This is a genomic window from Streptomyces sp. SID14515, assembly GCF_010548505.1.
Taxonomy (GTDB): Bacteria; Actinomycetota; Actinomycetes; order Streptomycetales; family Streptomycetaceae; genus Streptomyces; species Streptomyces caviscabies.
The window spans coordinates 203,064-219,827 of record NZ_JAAGMH010000097.1 but is presented as its reverse complement, the minus strand read 5'-3'; the positions used below and the strand labels follow the sequence as shown (position 1 = coordinate 219,827).

Below are 16,764 nucleotides of genomic sequence, written 5' to 3'. Positions count from 1 at the left end.
TGCCTCCGGGCGTCGTGGCGGGTGGGCCGGTGTGCCCAGGTCGGGTGGGCCGCTGTCGGCCCGTCAGGGTGCGGGCCTTCCGGGGGCCTCGGCCGATTCCTCGGCCTCACGCGCGACCCGGTCCTTCAGGCTCCGCTCCAGCGAACGCCGGGCGCACAGTGCCGTCAGCAGAGCGGCGGCGCCCGCCGCGACGGCGACGACGAAACCGCCGCCGGGACCGAAGCGGTCGACGACCGCACCCGACACGGCTGCGCCGGACGCGACGCCCACGCTGAGGCCGGTGATGGCCCAGGTCATGCCCTCGGTGAGGGCGGCGGGCGGCACCGTTCTCTCCACCAGCCCCATCACCACGATCATCGTAGGCGCGAAGAAGAGGCCCGGGAGGAAGACCGCGGCGGACAGGGTGACGAGGTCTCCGACGAGCAGCAGCGGAAGGGTCGTGAGCGCCGTCCCGGCGGTGCCGAGGACGAGCAGCCGGGGCAGCGGCGTCGTGAGCCTGAGCGTCCCGAAGACCAGTCCGGCGACGGCGGAGCCGGCCGCGTAGACGGAGAGGACGATACCCGCGCCGGCGGGTGAGCCCTGCCGCTCCGCGAACGCGACGCTCGCGACGTCGACGGTGCCGACGATGGCCCCGCCGGCCACCAGGGTGAGGGCCAGCAGCCGGAGCGCGCCGCTGCGGATCGCCGAGCCGCCGCGCGGGTGGCCGTCGGCCGGCCGGACCACCGGGGGCTCGGTGCGCTTCTGCGGGACGAACATGAGGATGCCGATGATCAGCAGCACCCCGGCGACCAGTGGCCCGGCCTCGGGGAAGAGTGCGGTGCACAGGGCCACCGAGAGCGCGGGGCCCACGACGAAGGTGAGTTCGTCGACGACCGATTCGAGCGAGTAGGCGGTGTGCAGCCGGCCGGAGCCCTTGAGGGCGTGGGTCCAGCGGGCCCGCACCATCGCCGCCATGTTGGGCATCGCTCCGGCCACGGCCGCGCAGCCGAACAGGGTCCAGACGGGGGCGTCGTAGCGGGCGCAGAGCAGCAGCGCGCCGAGGGCCATCACGCTCAGCCCGGCGACGGGCGGCAGCACCGCGCTCTGGCCCCGGCGGTCGACCGCCCGGGAGATCCGCGGGCCGCAGAGTGCCATGGACAGGGTGAAGGTGGCGGAGACGGCTCCGGCGAGGCCGTAGTCACCGCGCATCTGGGACACCATCGCGATGATGCCGATGCCCGCCATCGACAGCGGCATGCGGGCCACGAACCCGGCGGCGGTGAAAGCCCTCGATCCGGGCGTCCTGAACAGGGCGCCGTAGGGGTTGGCCATGCGCGGACCTCCGGGCGGAAGGGATCGGGTCGATCCATCGAATTGAACGATCGACGCAAGGTGAGCGGTCACTGAGAATTGAACGATCGCTACAACTTGAACGGTCGTTTCATTTTCTACCCTAGCCCCTTCCCCGGATCTGCCGCCCACCCGGGCGCAGGGATGGCCGGATACCGTCCCCGGACAACGAAAAAGGCCGCCCGGCATATGCGGGCGGCCTATGGAGATACGTTTCAGCCTTGCTGGAACAGCTCCGCGGGCAGAGGCTTGAGCAGGGTGTACAGGTCGTCGGTGATCGGCCGGTCCCAGCTGGCGATGGTCACGAGGACGCCGTCGCTGCGGTCGAACTGGACGCAGGCGATACGGCTCTCGGAGAGCTTGACCCGGCGGACGATCAGCAGATTGTCGCCCTGCATGACCGGGACGTCCTCGGAGCTGACGACCTCGATCGGCTCGTCGTTCTCCAGGGCGAGGAGCAGCTGAGCCACCTCGAAGGGCACCTGGCCCTCCTCGGTCTCGCGGGCGGGCGAGCCTTCCGGGAGGTTGCCGATGATCATCGCTGGGCCCCGGCCGCCGTACAGGTCGTAACGGAGGAAGACGCCCTGACAGCTGCCGTCGGGGGCGGGGAGCAGACCGGCGCCGAGGTTGCCGGGCCAGTCCCCGGGGTCCATGGCCAAGACGTCGAAGTCCGGGCCCGCGGGTGTTGCGGCGCTACGGCGGCGGAGGAAGGACATGCCTGCCATGTTACGTGTCCCGGCTCACGTTGCGGAGCCGGGCCCGGGCCCGGCCGGACCGGGCCCGCCGCGTTCCCTCAGCCGGGCGGTGGCTCCGCTCCCACGAGCCACATGGCGAAGAACTGCGCCCCTCCGCCGTAGGCGTGACCGAGCGCTCTGGCGGCCCCGTCGATCTGGTGCTCGCCGGCCCGCCCGCGCACCTGGAGGGCCGCCTCGGCGAAGCGGATCATGCCGGACGCGCCGATGGGGTTGGTGGACAGCACGCCGCCCGAAGGATTGACGGGCAGGTCGCCGTCGAGTTCGGTGACGCCGGCCTCGGTGAGCTTCCAGCCCTCGCCCTCGTCGGCGAAGCCGAGGTTCTCCAGCCACATCGGCTCGTACCAGGAGAACGGTACGTACATCTCGACGGCGTCGATCTCACGGCGCGGGTCGGTGATCCGGGCCTGCCGGTAGACGTCGGCGGCGCAGTCCTTGCCGGCCTGCGGGGAGACGAAGTCCTTGCCCGCGAACAGGGTCGGTTCGCTGCGCATCGCCCCGCCGTGCACCCAGGCGGGCGGGTGGGGCGAGCGGGCCGCGCCCTCCCGGTCGGTGAGGACCATGGCGCAGGCCCCGTCGGAGGAGGGGCAGGTCTCGGAGTAGCGGATCGGGTCCCAGAGCATGGGCGCGGCCCGGACCTTCTCCAGGGTGATGTCGTGGTCGTGGAGGTGTGCGTAGGGGTTCTTCAGCGCGTTGCGGCGGTCCTTGTACGCGACCAGCGATCCGACCTCGTCGGGCGCTCCGGTACGCCGCATGTACGCGCGCACGTGCGGGGCGAAGAAGCCGCCCGCCCCGGCCAGCAGCGGCTGCTGGAAGGGGACCGGCAGGGAGAGACCCCACATGGCGTTGGACTCGGACTGCTTCTCGAAGGCCAGGGTGAGGACGGTGCGGTGTACGCGGGCGGCGACGAGGTTGGCGGCGACCAGGGCGGTGGAGCCGCCGACCGAGCCCGCCGTGTGGACGCGGAGCATGGGTTTGCCGACGGCGCCCAGCGCGTCGGCGAGATAGAGCTCCGGCATCATGACGCCCTCGAAGAAGTCGGGCGCCTTGCCGATCACGACGGCATCGATGTCGCTCCAGGTCAGCCCGGCGTCCTCCAGGGCGCGCACGGCGGCCTCGCGGACCAGTCCGGCGATGGACACGTCGTGCCGGGCGGCGACGTGTTTGGTCTGGCCGATGCCGACGACGGCCACGGGCTCCTTAGGCATGAGCGCTCTCCCCTTCCAGGACGGCGACCAGGTTCTGTTGCAGGCAGGGTCCGGAGGTGGCGTGCGCGAGGGCCCGGTCGGATTCGCCGCGGTGGATGCGGGCGGCGGCCTCGCCGAGCCGGATCAGTCCGGCGGCCATCACGGGGTTGGCGGCGAGCGCCCCGCCGGAGGGGTTGACGCGGACCTCGTCGCCGAGCCCGAGCGCCGTGCGCAGGACGACCTCCTGCGAGGTGAACGGGGCGTGCAACTCGGCGGTGTCGACGGGTCGTTCGAAGGCTCCGGCGTGCTGGGCCGCGAGCCGGGCGGAGGGGCTGTCGGTGAGGTCACGGACGCCGAGGCCGTGCGCCTCGACGCGGTGGTCGATGCCCCGGATCCAGGCGGGCCGTTCGCACAGCTCGCGGGCGGTGTCCCCGGCGGCGAGGATCACGGCGGCCGCGCCGTCGCCGATGGGCGGGCAGTCGCCGGCGCGCAGCGGCCGTACGAGGTAGTCGCCGGCCGGGACGTCGCCGGTGAGCTGGGCGTGCGGGTTGTCGGCGGCGGCGGTGCGGTTGCGGGCGGCGATCTCGGCGAGGGCTCCTTCGTCGGTGGCGCCCGCGTCGATGAGGGCCTGCGCCTGGAGGGCGGCGAGCGCGACGGAGTCCGGCCAGAGCGGGGCGAGGTAGTAGGGGTCGAGCTGGCGGGTCAGGACATCGCGGACCTGGCCGGGCGAGGACTTGCCGTAGGAGTAGACGAGGGCGGTGTCCGCCTCGCCGGTCTGGATCTTCACCCACGCCTCGTACAGCGCCCAGGCCCCGTCCATCTCGACGTGCGACTCGGAGATGGGCGGATGGGCGCCGACGCCGTCGAGCGCCATGGTGAAGGAGAAGGCCCGCCCCGCGAGGTAGTCGGCGGAGCCGGAGCAGGTGAACCCGATCTGGTTCGCCTTGAGGCCGGTCGCGCCCAGGACCTCGTGGAGGACGGGCATCAGCAGGTCGACCTCGGAGAGTTCGTCGGTGCGCCGCCGGTGCGCGGTCTGGGCGAAGGCGACGATGGCCACGTCCCGCATCTACACCAGCTCCTTGTACGTGTCGTAGTCGGCGTCGGGTTCCCCGGTGGGCCGGTAGTGGTCGGGGTGGCGGGACTCGCGGCCGGCACCGCTCCAGACGGGTTCGACGCGCAGGCCCATGCGCACCTGGTCGTACGGGATTCCGGCGATGCGTCCGTGCAGCGCGAGGTCCGCGCCGTCGAGGGCGATGTGGGCGTAGACGTAAGGGACTTCGATGTCCAGGTTCTTCGCCTTGATGTTGACGATGCAGAACGTGGTGACCGTGCCGCGCGGGCCGACCTCGACCTGTTCGGCGGTGGCGACCCCGCAGGTGGGGCAGGCGCCGCGCGGCGGGACGTAGACCTTGCGGCAGGCGGGGCAGCGTTCACCGACGACGCGGTGTTCTTCGAGGGCGGTGAGGTAGGCGCTCTGGGCGCGGCCCGGGGTGTGGACGTAGTCGAGGCGGGCCGGGGTGACGATGCCGGTGACGGGGTCGGCGAACTCCCCGGTGTGCGGGGCGGGTTCGGAGACGCCGGGCTCACCCTCGTACGGTTCGAAGCAGGCGATGTCCGTGATGGCGCCGGTGCGGGTGGCGGCCCAGCGGATCCGGACGCGCATCCCGGTGCGTACGGCGTCCGGGCCCGGTGCGTCGAGGGCGTGCAGGAGCGCGGTGCCGGCTCCGTCGAGGCGGACGAGGACCCAGGCGAAGGGGGTGTCGAGCGGCTGGTCGCGGCGCGGGTCCGGGTTCCAGGCCCAGGTGGTGACGGTGCCGGTGGGGGCGACCTCGACGAGGTCGCGGATCTCGTTCGCGGTGACGGGGTCGTACTCGACGGGCGGCACGAGCACCGTGCCGTCCTCCGTGCGGACGCCGAGGACGGTGCGTTCGCGCAGTCCGGTGAGGAAGGCGCTCTGGACGGGCCCGAGCGAGCGGGTGAAGGGGAATTCGACCACCAGCGGGGCGCTGAGGACGTCGGTCATGGCTGCTGCCTCCTTGGTTCGGGGCCGAGGGCCCGGGGCTGAGAGCCGGGAGCCGGGGGCTCGGCGCTCAGGCGCGCCGGTAGACGGGCGGGCGCTTCTCGGCGAAGGCGCGGGCGCCCTCCTTGGCGTCCTCGGTGGCGAACACCGGCCAGCCCCGCTTGAGTTCGGCGGACAGGGCCTCGCTCTCGGTCAGCTCGGCGCCCTCGTAGACCGAGGCCTTGACGGCCTCGACGGCGAGCGGCCCGCAGGCGTTGACCCGCTCGGCGACGGCGAGGGCCTCCTCCAGCGCGGTTCCGTCGGGCACGACCCTGCCGACGAGTCCGATGGCGGCGGCTTCGTCGGCGGTGTAGGGGCGGCCGGTGAGCAGCATTTCGAGGGCGTGGGTGCGGGGGATCTGGCGGGGCAGCCGGACGGTGGAGCCGCCGATCGGGAAGAGGCCCCGGCGGACCTCGAAGAGCCCGAAGGTGGCGCCCGCTCCGGCGACGCGGATGTCGGTGCCCTGGAGGATCTCGGTGCCGCCCGCGACGCAGGGCCCTTCCACGGCGGCGATCACCGGTTTGCGCGGACGGTGGTGGCGCAGCATCGCCTTCCAGTGGAGGTCCGGGTCGGCCGTCATCCGCTCCCGGTACCCCTCCCCCGCCATTCCGTCGCCCGCGAGGGCCTTGAGGTCCATGCCCGCGCAGAACGCGCCGCCCGCGCCGGTGAGGACGACGGATCGGATCGCGTCGTCCTCGTCGGCCTCGATCCAGCCGTCGTAGAGGCCGACGAGCATCGGCAGCGAGAGCGCGTTCCTGGCCTGTGGTCTGTTCAAGGTGAGCACCAGCGTGGCGCCTTCGCGCCGCACGGTGAGGTGTTCCGTACCGCCCATGACCGACTCCTGTCTCCAGACCTGGAACAGGTTGCAGGAGGAGGGGTCGCAGTTCAATAGTTTTCTGACAGCTCGTCAGATTGTTTCGACGCCACCCCTTCCCACTTGTGCCGCCCGGCGCTCTAATGACGGCCGAGTCGCCAGTCACCCGGGGTCAGGAGGAACGGTGGAGTACAACCTTGCCGACCTGTTCGAATCGGTCGTCGACGCGGTGCCCGACCGCGAGGCGCTCCTGTACGTCGACCATCCCGGTACGGGCGCGGAGCGGCGGCTCACCTACGCGGAGCTGGACGCCGCCGCCAACCGGATCGCCCACCACCTGATCGACGCGGGCATCCGGCCGGGCGAACATCTGGGGCTGCACCTCTACAACGGGGTCGAATACCTCCAGACGGTCCTGGCCGCCCTCAAAGCGCGGATCGTTCCGGTGAACGTCAACTACCGCTATGTGGAAGAGGAGTTGGTCTACCTCTATCGGGACGCGGACCTGGCGGCGCTGGTCTTCGACGGCGAGTTCGACGAGCGGGTCGCGGCGGCCGCCCCGCAGGCCCCGGGCCTGCGCCATCTGATCCGGGTGGGCCCTGCCCCCGGCGCTCCCCCGGCCGTGCCGGTCGTGCCCTTCACCGAGGCGGAGGAGTCGGGCGGGGCCGGGCGCGGTTTCGCGGCCCGCTCCGCCGACGACCAGTTCATCATCTACACCGGCGGCACGACCGGCATGCCGAAGGGTGTGATGTGGCGTCAGGAGGACCTGTTCTTCTCGGGCCTGGGCGGCGGGGCCCCGACCGGCGAGCCGGTGAAGGCACCGCAGGAGCTGGCGGAGCGGGTCGCCGCGGGCGGCGACGGGATCACCTTCTTCCCCACCCCGCCGCTGATGCACGGAACCTCCACGCTGACCGCGTTCATCGGCTTCAACTTCGGCCAACGCGTCGTCGTACACCGCAAGTTCGTGCCCGAGGAGGTGCTGCGGACGATCGAGAAGGAGAAGGTCACCAGTGTTTCGCTGGTCGGCGACGCGATGCTGCGCCCGCTGATCGACTGCCTGAAGGGGCCGCTGCGCGGGACGGACTGCTCGTCGCTGTTCTCGGTCTCCAGCTCCGGGGCGATCATGTCGGACTCGGTGCGGGCGGAGTTCCAGGCGCTGGTGCCGTCGGTGATGCTGCTGAACAACTTCGGCTCCTCCGAGTCCGGTTTCAACGGTACGGCCACCGCCGACTCCGGACCCGAGAAGGGCTTCCGGGTGCAGGTCAACGCCCGTACGGCGGTGGTCGATCCGGTGAGTCACGAGCCGGTGGCTCCCGGCGAGCCGGGCCGCATCGCCCAGCGCGGACACGTCCCGCTCGGCTACTACAACGACCCGGCCAAGACCGCCGACACCTTCTTCCGCCGGGGCGAGGAGCGGTGGGTGCTGCTGGGCGACATGGCGACCGTGGACGCGGACGGCATCGTCACCGTGCTCGGCCGGGGCTCCCAGTGCATCAACACCGGGGGCGAGAAGGTGTATCCGGAGGAGGTCGAGCAGGCACTGAAGTCCCATCCGGACGTGTACGACGCGCTCGTCGCGGGCGTCCCCGACGAGCACTGGGGCAACCGGGTCGCCGCCGTGGTCCAACTCCGCGATGGCGCGGAGGCATTGAACCTGGAGGCGGTACAGGCACACTGCCGGACCCGGCTCGCCGGCTACAAGATCCCCCGCGCCCTGGTGCTGGCCGACCGGATCCAGCGCTCACCGAGCGGCAAGGCGGACTACCGGTGGGCGAAGGCGGTGGCGGCGGGCGCCGCCCGGAGCTGAACGGGCAGGGGCCCGCCCGCCCCGGCGGATCGGAGCCCACCGGGCCCCGGGCGCTGATCGGCGAGGCCCCGCCGCCCCCTTCGCGTCCCGCGCGGCCTCGCCCCGCACAGTCGTCCTCCTCAGGATCTTGCATCGCCGTCGGCACGACCACTGTCGTCAGACGAGCCCGAACGCCCGGATCGCCGCGAGGAATTCCTCCGGCCGGTCCGTGTGGATCAGATGTCCGGCGTCGACGGTGACCAGCTCGGCGTCGGCCATCGCCCCGGCCATCAGCGCGAGTTGGCCCTGGTCGATGTGGCTGGTGGAGCCGCCGCCGATGACGAGGGTGGGCACGGTGATGTCCGGGAACCGTTCGCGGACGGCCGGGTCGGGGTCGTTCAGCTGGGCGTCGGTGTCCGGGACGACGGGCCAGTCGAAGTCGAGGTCGCCCTCCGGGCGGACGGAGAGCGGCCGGGGCGGGTCGAGCGGGAGGAGGGGCGGTGCGTCCTCGATGATCAGCCGCCCGATCAGGCCCGGTTCCCGCTGGGCCAGGAGGTAGGCGGCCACCCCGCCCATGGAGTGTCCGACGACGGTCGCGCCGGCCAGGTTGCGGGCCTCCAGGAAGGCGTGCAGGTCGTCGCGGAACATCTCGAAGGAGTAGCGGCCGGGCCAGTCGCTCAGCCCGTGGCCCCGGAAGTCGGGGGCGTACACACGGTGGTCGACGGCCAGGTCCTGCGCTGTGCGGGTCCAGGTCTCGCCGGAGCCGGTCCGGCCGTGCAGGAGGACGACGGGCGGAGCCTCGGGGGCGCCCCAGACGCGGTACGCGAGCCGGACCCCGCCCGCCTGCACGCTCAGGACCTCCGGGTCGAGGAAGGCCGCCACCGTACGGGCGAAGGCGCCGGGGTCGTCCAGCCACGGGAAGTGCCCCGCGCCGCGCTGGACGACGAACTCTGCGCCCGGGAAGAGCGCTGCGAGCTCGGTGGCCCGGTCCGGGCTCGGATGACCGTCGTACTCCCCGGCGAGGACGAGGACCGGCACGGTTAGTCCGCGCAGGGCGGCGGCCGTCGCGGCGGGGTCGAACGCGCCGTCCGCGGCGTAGTGGTCACGGGCCTCGTGGTTGGTCTGTCCGGCGGAGGCCGCGGCGTGCGCGCGGGCCGTCTCATCCCAGCGGCCGTAGGTGAGGGGCCGGACGGCGGGCCACAGCTCGGCGAACGGTCCGCCGGCGAGCAGCGCCTCCTGGGCGGCCCGGGCCTCGGGGTACCAGGGCTCGTCGCGTCGCAGCTCGGCGGCCTCGCGCAGGTCCTGGTCGGTCACCTCGATGCCCACGGCGCGGGTGCTGGGTGTGATCAGGGTCAGGGTGCGCAGCCGTTCCGGGTGGCGGGCGGCGTACAGCAGGGCGAGGTCCGCGCCCGCGGAGTGGGTCAGTACGTCGATCCGGTCGAGCCCCAGGTGTTCGCGCAGCGCCTCCACGTCGTCGACGAGGCGGTCGCAGCGGTACGTCGAGGGGTCGTCGGGCACACCGGAGTCGCCCGTGCCGCGCAGGTCCGGCAGGACCAGCTGCCGCCGGGCGGCGAGCCCGCCCAGGTCCCCGAGATACGCGCTCGCCCGCATCGGCCCGCCGGGCAGACAGATCAGCGGCTCACCCTCCCCCACCAGGCGATAGGCGAGCGGGGTCGTGTCGTACGCGGAGAAGATCGGCATACGCCCCATCCAAACAGGAACCCGCGGGCGGGCGCACCGCACTTCGCGCGGAGCTGATCCGGAACGATGCGTGCGCCCCTCTTGCCAGCGCCCCCGACCTCCTGAATTACTGCTCCCAGGAAGATCGACCGAATGATCGGTCGCCCGCTTCGGGAGAGGAAGGGTCCTTATGACGGCCATGCTGGACGCGGCGGAACGGCTCGGCCGCGGCGAGTTGGAGGCCCTGCAACTGGAGCGGCTCCGCAGCACGCTGCGGCACGCGTACGACAAGGTCCCCTTCTACCGGAACGCCTTCGACCGCGCCGGGCTGAAGCCCGAGGACTGTCGGTCGCTCGCCGATCTGGCCCGGTTCCCGTTCACCGCGAAGACCGATCTGCGCGACAACTACCCTTTCGGGATGTTCGCCGTACCGGAGCACGAGGTGCGCAGGATCCACGCCTCCAGCGGCACGACCGGACGTCCGACGGTCGTCGGGTACACCGCGCGGGACCTGGACACCTGGGCGGACGTGGTGGCCCGTTCGATCCGGGCGGCGGGCGGGCGGCCCGGCCACAAGGTCCATGTGGCGTACGGATACGGGCTGTTCACCGGCGGTCTCGGCGCGCACTACGGGGCGGAGCGGCTCGGCTGCACGGTGATCCCGGCCTCCGGGGGCATGACCGCGCGCCAGGTCCAGCTGATCCAGGACTTCCGGCCCGAGATCATCATGATCACGCCGTCGTACATGCTGACGCTGCTGGACGAGTTCGAGCGGCAGGGCGTCGATCCGCGCTCCACGTCCCTGAAGGTCGGGATCTTCGGCGCGGAGCCGTGGACCGAGGGGATGCGCCGGGAGATCGAGGACCGGTTCGCCATCGACGCGGTCGACATATACGGGCTCTCCGAGGTGATGGGCCCGGGGGTCGCGCAGGAGTGCGTGGAGACGAAGGACGGGCTGCACATCTGGGAGGACCACTTCTATCCGGAGGTCGTGGACCCGTTCACCGGTGAGGTGCTGCCCGACGGCGAGGAGGGGGAGCTGGTCTTCACCTCGCTGACCAAGGAGGCGATGCCGGTGATCCGCTACCGCACCCGGGACCTGACGCGGCTGCTGCCGGGGACGGCGCGGACCTTCCGCCGGATGGAGAAGGTCACCGGCCGCAGCGACGACATGGTGATCCTGCGCGGGGTGAACCTCTTCCCCACCCAGATCGAGGAGATCGTGCTGCGTACGCCCGCCGTCGCCCCGCACTTCCAGCTGCGGCTGACCCGGCACGGGCGGCTGGACGCGCTGACGGTCCTCGCGGAGGCGCGGGCGGACGCGACGAGCGATGAACGGGAGAAGGCGGCGCGGGCCGTCGCGGCGGCGGTGAAGGACGGCGTCGGGGTGTCGGTGAACGTCGAGATCGTGGATCCGGAGTCGCTGGAGCGCTCGGTGGGCAAGATCCGGCGGATCGTGGACCTGCGGGAGTCCGGCACGGGGTGAACGGCGCCGGTGACCGGCGTGTTCACACCACCGCAACACCCGTTCCCACTATGCGGACAGCTGCGCGAAAATCTCGACAGAGAGGGCCGGGCACTGCGAGTCTCCCGCTATGCATCTCGCCAACCGGTCCCTGGTCACCGCCCTGTGCTCCGCCGTCGCCCTCTGCGCCGCCCTCACGGGCTGTGCCCCGCAAGCGGAGGAGAAGGCACCGGACCGGGCCGCCGGCGCCACGGCGTCCTGCGCTCCCGGCAAGCTCGCCACCCAGGCGCCCGGGAAGCTGACCGTGGGCACCGACAAGCCCGCCTACGCGCCCTGGTTCTCCGACGACGAGCCGTCCAACGGGAAGGGCTTCGAGTCGGCGGTGGCCTACGCCGTGGCGAAGGAGCTCGGTTACGACCGCGACGCGGTGGTGTGGCAGCACACGCCGTTCAACAGCGCGTTCGCGCCCGGTGCGAAGAAGTTCGACTTCGACATCAACCAGGTCTCCATCAGTGAGGAGCGGAAGAAGGCCGTCGCCTTCTCCTCCGGCTACTACGACGTGCGCCAGGCCGTCGTCGCCCTGAAGTCGTCGAAGGCGGCGAAGGCGAAGAGCGTGGCCGACCTCAAGGACGTGAAGCTCGGCGCTCAAGTCGGCACCACCAGCCTGGACTTCATCACCGATCTGGTGAAGCCGGGCGAGAAGCCCGCCGTCTACCAGCGCAACGACTTCGCCAAGTCGGCGCTGAAGACCGGCCAGGTGGACGCCATCGTGGTGGACCTGCCGACCGCCTTCTACATCACCGGGGCGGAGGTGCCGGAGGCCGAGGTGGTGGGCCAGTTCGCCGACTCCCCCGGCGATCCCGAGCAGTTCGGGCTGGTCCTCGACAAGGAGTCCGCGCTCACCTCCTGCGTGAGCGGTGCGGTGGACGCCCTGCGCAAGGACGGCACGCTCGCCGCCCTGGAGAAGGAGTGGCTCTCCGACGCCGTCGACGCGCCGGTGCTCAAGTGACCCTGCACAAGACGCCGGCCGCCGTCGAGGACGGCTACGTCCCGTCCGAGCGCCGGATCGCCCGCGAGCGCCATCGGCGGGCCCGCACCCGGCGGGCCACCGCGATCGCCGCGACCAGCACCCTGGTCGTGGGCGCGGTGCTGTTCCTGCTGATCACGAACTCGCCGGGCTGGACGCGTACCAAGGAGACGTTCTTCAGCGCCCATTACGCGCGCGTCGCCTTCCCGCAGGTCATGGAGGGCCTGTGGCTGAACCTCCGGCTGCTGGCCGTGTGCGGTGCGGCCGTGCTGGTGCTCGGCCTGCTGCTGGCCGTGGCTCGGACCCTGCGCGGTCCGGTGTTCTTCCCGATACGGGCGCTGGCGACCGCGTACACGGACTTCTTCCGGGGGCTGCCGCTCATCATCTGCCTGCTGATGGTGGTCTTCGGGGTGCCCGCCCTGCGGCTGGAGGGGGTGACCACCGATCCGGTGCTGCTGGGCGGCGGCGCGCTGGTGCTGACGTACTCGGCGTACGTCGCGGAGGTCTTCCGGGCGGGCATCGAGTCCGTGCACCCCTCGCAGCGGGCGGCGGCGCGTTCGCTGGGGCTGAGCAGCGGGCAGGCGCTGCGCTTCGTCGTACTGCCGCAGGCGGTGCGCCGGGTGGTGCCGCCGCTCCTGAACGACCTGGTGTCGCTCCAGAAGGACACCGGTCTCGTCTCGATCGCCGGGGCGGTGGACGCCGTGTACGCGGCGCAGATCATCGCGAGCAAGGACTTCAACTACACCCCGTACGTCGTCGCGGGTCTGGTCTTCGTGGCGCTGACCATCCCGATGACCCGGCTCACCGACTGGGTGACGGCCCGGATGGACCGGCGGCGGGCCCAGGGAGGACTCGTATGAGCAACGCTCCGGTGCTGCGGATGGAGGCGGTCCGCAAGTCGTTCGGTACGTCGCTGGTGCTGCGGGACGTGGACCTGGAGGTCGCCCCGCACACGGTGACCGCGCTGATCGGCGCGTCGGGGTCCGGGAAGTCGACCCTGCTGCGCTGCGCCAACCTCCTGGAGGAGATCGACGACGGGGCGATCTGGCTGGAGGGCGAGGAGATCACGGACCCCCGGGCCGACGCGGACGCGGTGCGCCGCCGGATCGGCGTGGTGTTCCAGGCGTACAACCTCTTCCCGCATCTGACCGTCCTGCAGAACATCACACTGGCCCCGCGCCGGGTCCACGGCCTGTCCCGGCCCCGGGCCGAGGCGGAGGCCCGGGAGCTGCTGGAGCGGCTGGGGCTCGGGGCGAAGGCGGACGAGTATCCGGACCGGCTCAGCGGCGGACAGCAGCAGCGGGCGGCGATCGTGCGGGCGCTGGCGGTACGCCCCCGGCTGCTGCTCCTGGACGAGATCACGGCCGCGCTGGACCCGGAGCTGGTGGGCGAAGTGCTGGGTCTCGTACGGGAGGTGAAGGAGGACGGCATGACGATGGTGATCGCCACCCACGAGATGGCGTTCGCCCGCGAGGTCGCCGACCAGGTGTGCTTCCTGGACGCCGGGGTGGTGCTGGAGCGCGGCACGCCCGAGGAGGTGTTCGGCGCGCCCCGCGAGGAGCGCACCCGGCGGTTCCTGCGGCGGATCGTGGAGGCGGGGCGGCTGTAGCGGCCGGGGTCAGGCCAGCTCGTCGCGCAGTTGCCGTTTGAGGATCTTTCCGCTGGCGTTGCGCGGCAGCTCGTCCACGAACACGACGCGCTTCGGGGCCTTGAAGGCGGTCAGCTTCTCGCGGGCGTGGGCGATGAGTTCGGTGTCGCTCGCCTCGCCGCGCAGGACGACGACGGCGGTGACGGCCTCGATCCAGCGGTCGTCCGGCAGGCCGATGACGGCGGTCTCGGCGACGGCGGGGTGGGTGTAGAGGGCGTCCTCGACCTGTCGGGAGGCGACGAGGACGCCGCCGGAGTTGATGACGTCCTTGACCCGGTCCACGACGGTGAGGAAGCCCTCGGCGTCGCGGACCGCGAGGTCGCCGGAGTGGAACCAGCCGCCGCGGAAGGCGGCCGCCGTCTCCTCGGGCTTGTCCCAGTAGCCGGAGCACAGTTGGGGCGAGCGGTAGACGACCTCGCCGGGGGTGCCGTCGGGGACGTCCTCGCCCTTCTCGTCGACGACGCGGGCCTCCACGAAGAGGACGGGACGGCCGCAGGACTCCATCCGGCCCTCGTGCTCGTCGGGGCCGAGCACGGTGGCCAGCGGGCCGATCTCGCTCTGGCCGAAGCAGTTGAAGAAGGCCAGGTGCGGGAGGCGTCTCCGCAGTCGCTCCAGGACGGGCACGGGCATGATCGAGGCCCCGTAGAACGCCTTGCGCAGACCGTCGAGGTCGCGGGTGGCGAACTCCGGGTGGTTGGCGAGGCCGATCCAGACGGTGGGCGGGGCGAACAGGCTGTCGGCCCGGCCCGCTTCGACGAGGTCGAAGATCGAGGCGGCGTCCGGCCCGTCCAGGATGGTGTTCTCCGCGCCGACCGCCAGATAGGGCAGCAGGAACACATGCATCTGGGCCGAGTGGTAGAGCGGCAGCGAGTGCACGGGCCGGTCGGCGGCGGCGAGGCCGAGCGCGGTGATCGCGCTGACGTACTCGTGGACCAGGGCCCCGTGCGTCATCATCGCGCCCTTGGGCAGGGCGGTGGTGCCGGAGGTGTAGAGCAGTTGCACCAGGTCGTCGGAGGCGGGCGGGCGCTGCGGGGTGAACGGCCGTTCCGTCTCCAGGGCGGCGAGGAGCGCATCGGGAGCGTCGCGCAGCGCGCGCACCGGGAGTCCGGCGGGCAGCCGCCCGGCGAGGTCCGGGTCGGTCAGGACGAGGGAGGAGCCGGACTGGTTCAGGAGGTAGCTCAGGTCGTCGCCGGTGAGGTTCTGGTTGACCGGTACGTGGACGAACCCGGCCCGGGCACAGGCGAGGAAGCCTATGAGATAGGCGTCCGAGTTGTGCGCGTAGGCGGCCACCCGGTCGCCGGGGGCGAGGCCGTGTTCCTCGGTGAGGACGGCGGCGGCCGTGGAGACGGCGGCGTCCAGGGCGCGGTAGGTCCAGGCCCGGTCGGCGTACCGTACGGCGGTCCGGTCGGGGGTGCGCCGGGCGCTGCGGGTGAGGACGCCGTCGACTGTGCTGCTGCGTACACCTGTCATGGCGTGATCCTGTGCGGCCCGGGCCCGGGGGTCAAGAGGCTGGATACCGACCAGACGGTTGACAGATCCCGGGGCTGCCCGGCTCAGTGGCGCGTGGCTGTCCGGACGGTCCGGAGGGGAGGGCGAATTCAGAGAATCCGGAAGCGGTTGATGGCGTCGATGTGCTGGGCGCGCAGTTCCTGGTCGCGCACGCCGAGGCCTTCTTGCGGGGCGAGGGCGAGGACGCCGACCTTGCCCTGGTGGAGGTTGCGGTGGACGTCGTAGGCGGCCTGGCCGGTGTCCGCCAGGGAGTAGACCTTGGAGAGGGTGGGGTGGATCTTGCCCTTGGCGATGAGGCGGTTGGCCTCCCAGGCCTCGCGGTAGTTGGCGAAGTGGGAGCCGATGATGCGCTTGAGCGACATCCACAGGTAGCGGTTGTCGTACTCGTGGGTGTAGCCGGAGGTGGAGGCGCAGGTGACGATCGTGCCGCCCTTGCGGGTGACGTAGACGCTCGCGCCGAAGGTCTCACGGCCGGGGTGCTCGAAGACGATGTCGACGTCCTCGCCGCCGGTCAGCTCGCGGATGCGCTTGCCGAGCCGCTTCCACTCCTTGGGGTCCTGGGTGTGCTCGTCCTTCCAGAACCTGTAGCCCTCGGCGTTGCGGTCGATGACCGCGTCCGCGCCCATGGCGCGGCAGATGTCGGCCTTCTCCGGGCTGGAGACGACGCAGATCGGGTTGGCGCCGCCGGCCAGGGCGAACTGGGTGGCGTAGGAGCCGAGTCCGCCGCTGGCGCCCCAGATCAGCACGTTGTCGCCCTGCTTCATCCCCGCGCCGTTACGGGAGACGAGCTGGCGGTACGCGGTGGAGTTGACCAGGCCAGGGGAGGCGGCTTCCTCCCAGCTGAGGTGCTGGGGCTTGGGCATCAGCTGGTTGGACTTGACGAGGGCGATCTCGGCGAGCCCGCCGAAGTTCGTCTCGAAGCCCCAGATCCGCTGCTCGGGGTCGAGCATCGTGTCGTTGTGGCCGTCGGAGGACTCCAGCTCGACCGACAGGCAGTGCGCGACGACCTCGTCACCCGGATTCCAGGCATTCACACCGGGCCCGGTGCGCAACACGACACCCGCAAGGTCGGACCCGATGACGTGATACGGCAGGTCATGACGCTTGGCCAGCTCGCTCAACCTGCCGTAGCGCTCCAGGAAGGCGAATGTCGGTACCGGCTCGAAGATCGAGCTCCAGACGGTGTTGTAGTTCACCGAACTGGCCATCACGGCCACCAGGGCCTCGCCGGGGCCGAGTTCGGGCAGCGGCACCTGATCCAGGTGGAGGGACTTACGGGGGTCCTTGTCACGGCCGGCGAGCCCCGAGAACATCTCCGTGTCCTCACGTCGCAGGACGACGGCCCGGCAGAATTCAGGGAGCGGCAGAGCGGCGAAGTCGGCGGACACCGAGTCCGGCGACTGGATCGCGTCCAGGATGTCCCTCATGCTCACGGGGTTGCCTCCGGTGGGAAGTGACGGGGTAGCCGCGGCTACCGGAAAGGGTGGGGCGGGCGGTCCAGGCACCGG

General features: G+C 71.7%; 14 protein-coding genes. 5 read left to right on the top strand and 9 right to left on the bottom strand.

The annotated features are described in order from the left end of the window. Positions 1 to 63: 63 nt before the first annotated feature. From G3I54_RS21075 to G3I54_RS21050, 6 genes are all read right to left on the bottom strand, one after another. The gene (locus G3I54_RS21075; RefSeq protein ID WP_164616426.1) at positions 64 to 1,311 is read right to left on the bottom strand and encodes an MFS transporter; all 1,248 of its coding nucleotides are present in this window, start codon (positions 1,309 to 1,311) and stop codon (positions 64 to 66) included. Between the two features lie 233 nt (positions 1,312 to 1,544). Next, entirely contained in the window at positions 1,545 to 2,045 is a 501-nt protein-coding gene (locus G3I54_RS21070; protein ID WP_003971159.1) for a hypothetical protein, read from the bottom strand. A 77-nt stretch (positions 2,046 to 2,122) separates the two neighbouring features. Beyond that, a complete protein-coding gene (locus G3I54_RS21065) occupies positions 2,123 to 3,289 on the bottom strand; it encodes a thiolase domain-containing protein (RefSeq protein WP_164616425.1) in 1,167 nt (388 codons plus the stop codon). Beyond that, the gene (locus G3I54_RS21060) at positions 3,282 to 4,334 is read right to left on the bottom strand and encodes a thiolase domain-containing protein (RefSeq protein WP_164616424.1); all 1,053 of its coding nucleotides are present in this window, start codon (positions 4,332 to 4,334) and stop codon (positions 3,282 to 3,284) included. Before G3I54_RS21060 ends, G3I54_RS21065 begins: the two co-directional genes overlap by 8 nt. Then, entirely contained in the window at positions 4,335 to 5,291 is a 957-nt protein-coding gene (locus G3I54_RS21055) for an OB-fold nucleic acid binding domain-containing protein (protein ID WP_164616423.1), read from the bottom strand. A 67-nt stretch (positions 5,292 to 5,358) separates the two neighbouring features. Further along, positions 5,359 to 6,159, bottom strand: coding sequence for a crotonase/enoyl-CoA hydratase family protein (locus G3I54_RS21050; protein WP_164616422.1), 801 nt, complete (start codon positions 6,157 to 6,159; stop codon positions 5,359 to 5,361). 166 nt (positions 6,160 to 6,325) lie between these two features. Between G3I54_RS21050 and G3I54_RS21045 the strand changes: the two genes are divergently transcribed. After that, complete coding sequence (locus G3I54_RS21045; RefSeq protein WP_164616421.1) at positions 6,326 to 7,948, top strand: acyl-CoA synthetase; 1,623 nt, start codon at positions 6,326 to 6,328, stop codon at positions 7,946 to 7,948. A 156-nt stretch (positions 7,949 to 8,104) separates the two neighbouring features. Here G3I54_RS21045 and G3I54_RS21040 read toward each other — a convergent pair whose 3' ends face one another. Then, complete coding sequence (locus G3I54_RS21040) at positions 8,105 to 9,628, bottom strand: alpha/beta hydrolase (protein ID WP_164616420.1); 1,524 nt, start codon at positions 9,626 to 9,628, stop codon at positions 8,105 to 8,107. Between the two features lie 169 nt (positions 9,629 to 9,797). On the opposite strand from G3I54_RS21040, the gene paaK reads away from it, so the two are divergent. The 4 genes from paaK (at position 9,798) to G3I54_RS21020 (ending at position 13,708) form a co-directional block, all read left to right on the top strand. Continuing rightward, complete coding sequence (gene paaK / locus G3I54_RS21035) at positions 9,798 to 11,093, top strand: phenylacetate--CoA ligase PaaK (RefSeq protein ID WP_164616419.1); 1,296 nt, start codon at positions 9,798 to 9,800, stop codon at positions 11,091 to 11,093. Between the two features lie 109 nt (positions 11,094 to 11,202). After that, positions 11,203 to 12,081, top strand: coding sequence for an ABC transporter substrate-binding protein (locus tag G3I54_RS21030; protein WP_164616418.1), 879 nt, complete (start codon positions 11,203 to 11,205; stop codon positions 12,079 to 12,081). Beyond that, positions 12,078 to 12,959: an amino acid ABC transporter permease gene (locus G3I54_RS21025; protein WP_164616417.1), complete on the top strand. Its 882-nt coding sequence runs from the start codon at positions 12,078 to 12,080 to the stop codon at positions 12,957 to 12,959. Before G3I54_RS21030 ends, G3I54_RS21025 begins: the two co-directional genes overlap by 4 nt. After that, positions 12,956 to 13,708, top strand: a complete 753-nt coding sequence (locus tag G3I54_RS21020; RefSeq protein ID WP_164616416.1) for an amino acid ABC transporter ATP-binding protein — start codon at positions 12,956 to 12,958, stop codon at positions 13,706 to 13,708. The genes G3I54_RS21025 and G3I54_RS21020 overlap by 4 nt, the downstream gene beginning before the upstream one ends. A 9-nt stretch (positions 13,709 to 13,717) precedes the next feature. Here G3I54_RS21020 and G3I54_RS21015 read toward each other — a convergent pair whose 3' ends face one another. Then, entirely contained in the window at positions 13,718 to 15,217 is a 1,500-nt protein-coding gene (locus tag G3I54_RS21015) for an acyl-CoA synthetase (protein ID WP_164616415.1), read from the bottom strand. A gap of 128 nt (positions 15,218 to 15,345) precedes the next feature. Next, on the bottom strand, positions 15,346 to 16,683 hold the full coding sequence (gene ccrA / locus G3I54_RS21010) for a crotonyl-CoA carboxylase/reductase (RefSeq protein WP_164616581.1): 1,338 nt from the start codon (positions 16,681 to 16,683) through the stop codon (positions 15,346 to 15,348). Between the last annotated feature and the right edge of the window lie 81 nt (positions 16,684 to 16,764).

Excerpts from the sequence above, each read along its gene's own strand:
- G3I54_RS21075 (WP_164616426.1), bottom strand. The coding sequence starts at position 1,311 with ATGGCCAACCCCTACGGCGCCCTGTTCAGGACGCCCGGATCGAGGGCT.
- G3I54_RS21070 (WP_003971159.1), bottom strand. The coding sequence starts at position 2,045 with ATGTCCTTCCTCCGCCGCCGTAGCGCCGCAACACCCGCGGGCCCGGAC.
- G3I54_RS21065 (WP_164616425.1), bottom strand. The coding sequence starts at position 3,289 with ATGCCTAAGGAGCCCGTGGCCGTCGTCGGCATCGGCCAGACCAAACAC.
- G3I54_RS21060 (WP_164616424.1), bottom strand. The coding sequence starts at position 4,334 with ATGCGGGACGTGGCCATCGTCGCCTTCGCCCAGACCGCGCACCGGCGG.
- G3I54_RS21055 (WP_164616423.1), bottom strand. The coding sequence starts at position 5,291 with ATGACCGACGTCCTCAGCGCCCCGCTGGTGGTCGAATTCCCCTTCACC.
- G3I54_RS21050 (WP_164616422.1), bottom strand. The coding sequence starts at position 6,159 with ATGGGCGGTACGGAACACCTCACCGTGCGGCGCGAAGGCGCCACGCTG.
- G3I54_RS21040 (WP_164616420.1), bottom strand. The coding sequence starts at position 9,628 with ATGCCGATCTTCTCCGCGTACGACACGACCCCGCTCGCCTATCGCCTG.
- paaK (WP_164616419.1), top strand. The coding sequence starts at position 9,798 with ATGACGGCCATGCTGGACGCGGCGGAACGGCTCGGCCGCGGCGAGTTG.
- G3I54_RS21030 (WP_164616418.1), top strand. The coding sequence starts at position 11,203 with ATGCATCTCGCCAACCGGTCCCTGGTCACCGCCCTGTGCTCCGCCGTC.
- G3I54_RS21020 (WP_164616416.1), top strand. The coding sequence starts at position 12,956 with ATGAGCAACGCTCCGGTGCTGCGGATGGAGGCGGTCCGCAAGTCGTTC.
- G3I54_RS21015 (WP_164616415.1), bottom strand. The coding sequence starts at position 15,217 with ATGACAGGTGTACGCAGCAGCACAGTCGACGGCGTCCTCACCCGCAGC.
- ccrA (WP_164616581.1), bottom strand. The coding sequence starts at position 16,683 with ATGAGGGACATCCTGGACGCGATCCAGTCGCCGGACTCGGTGTCCGCC.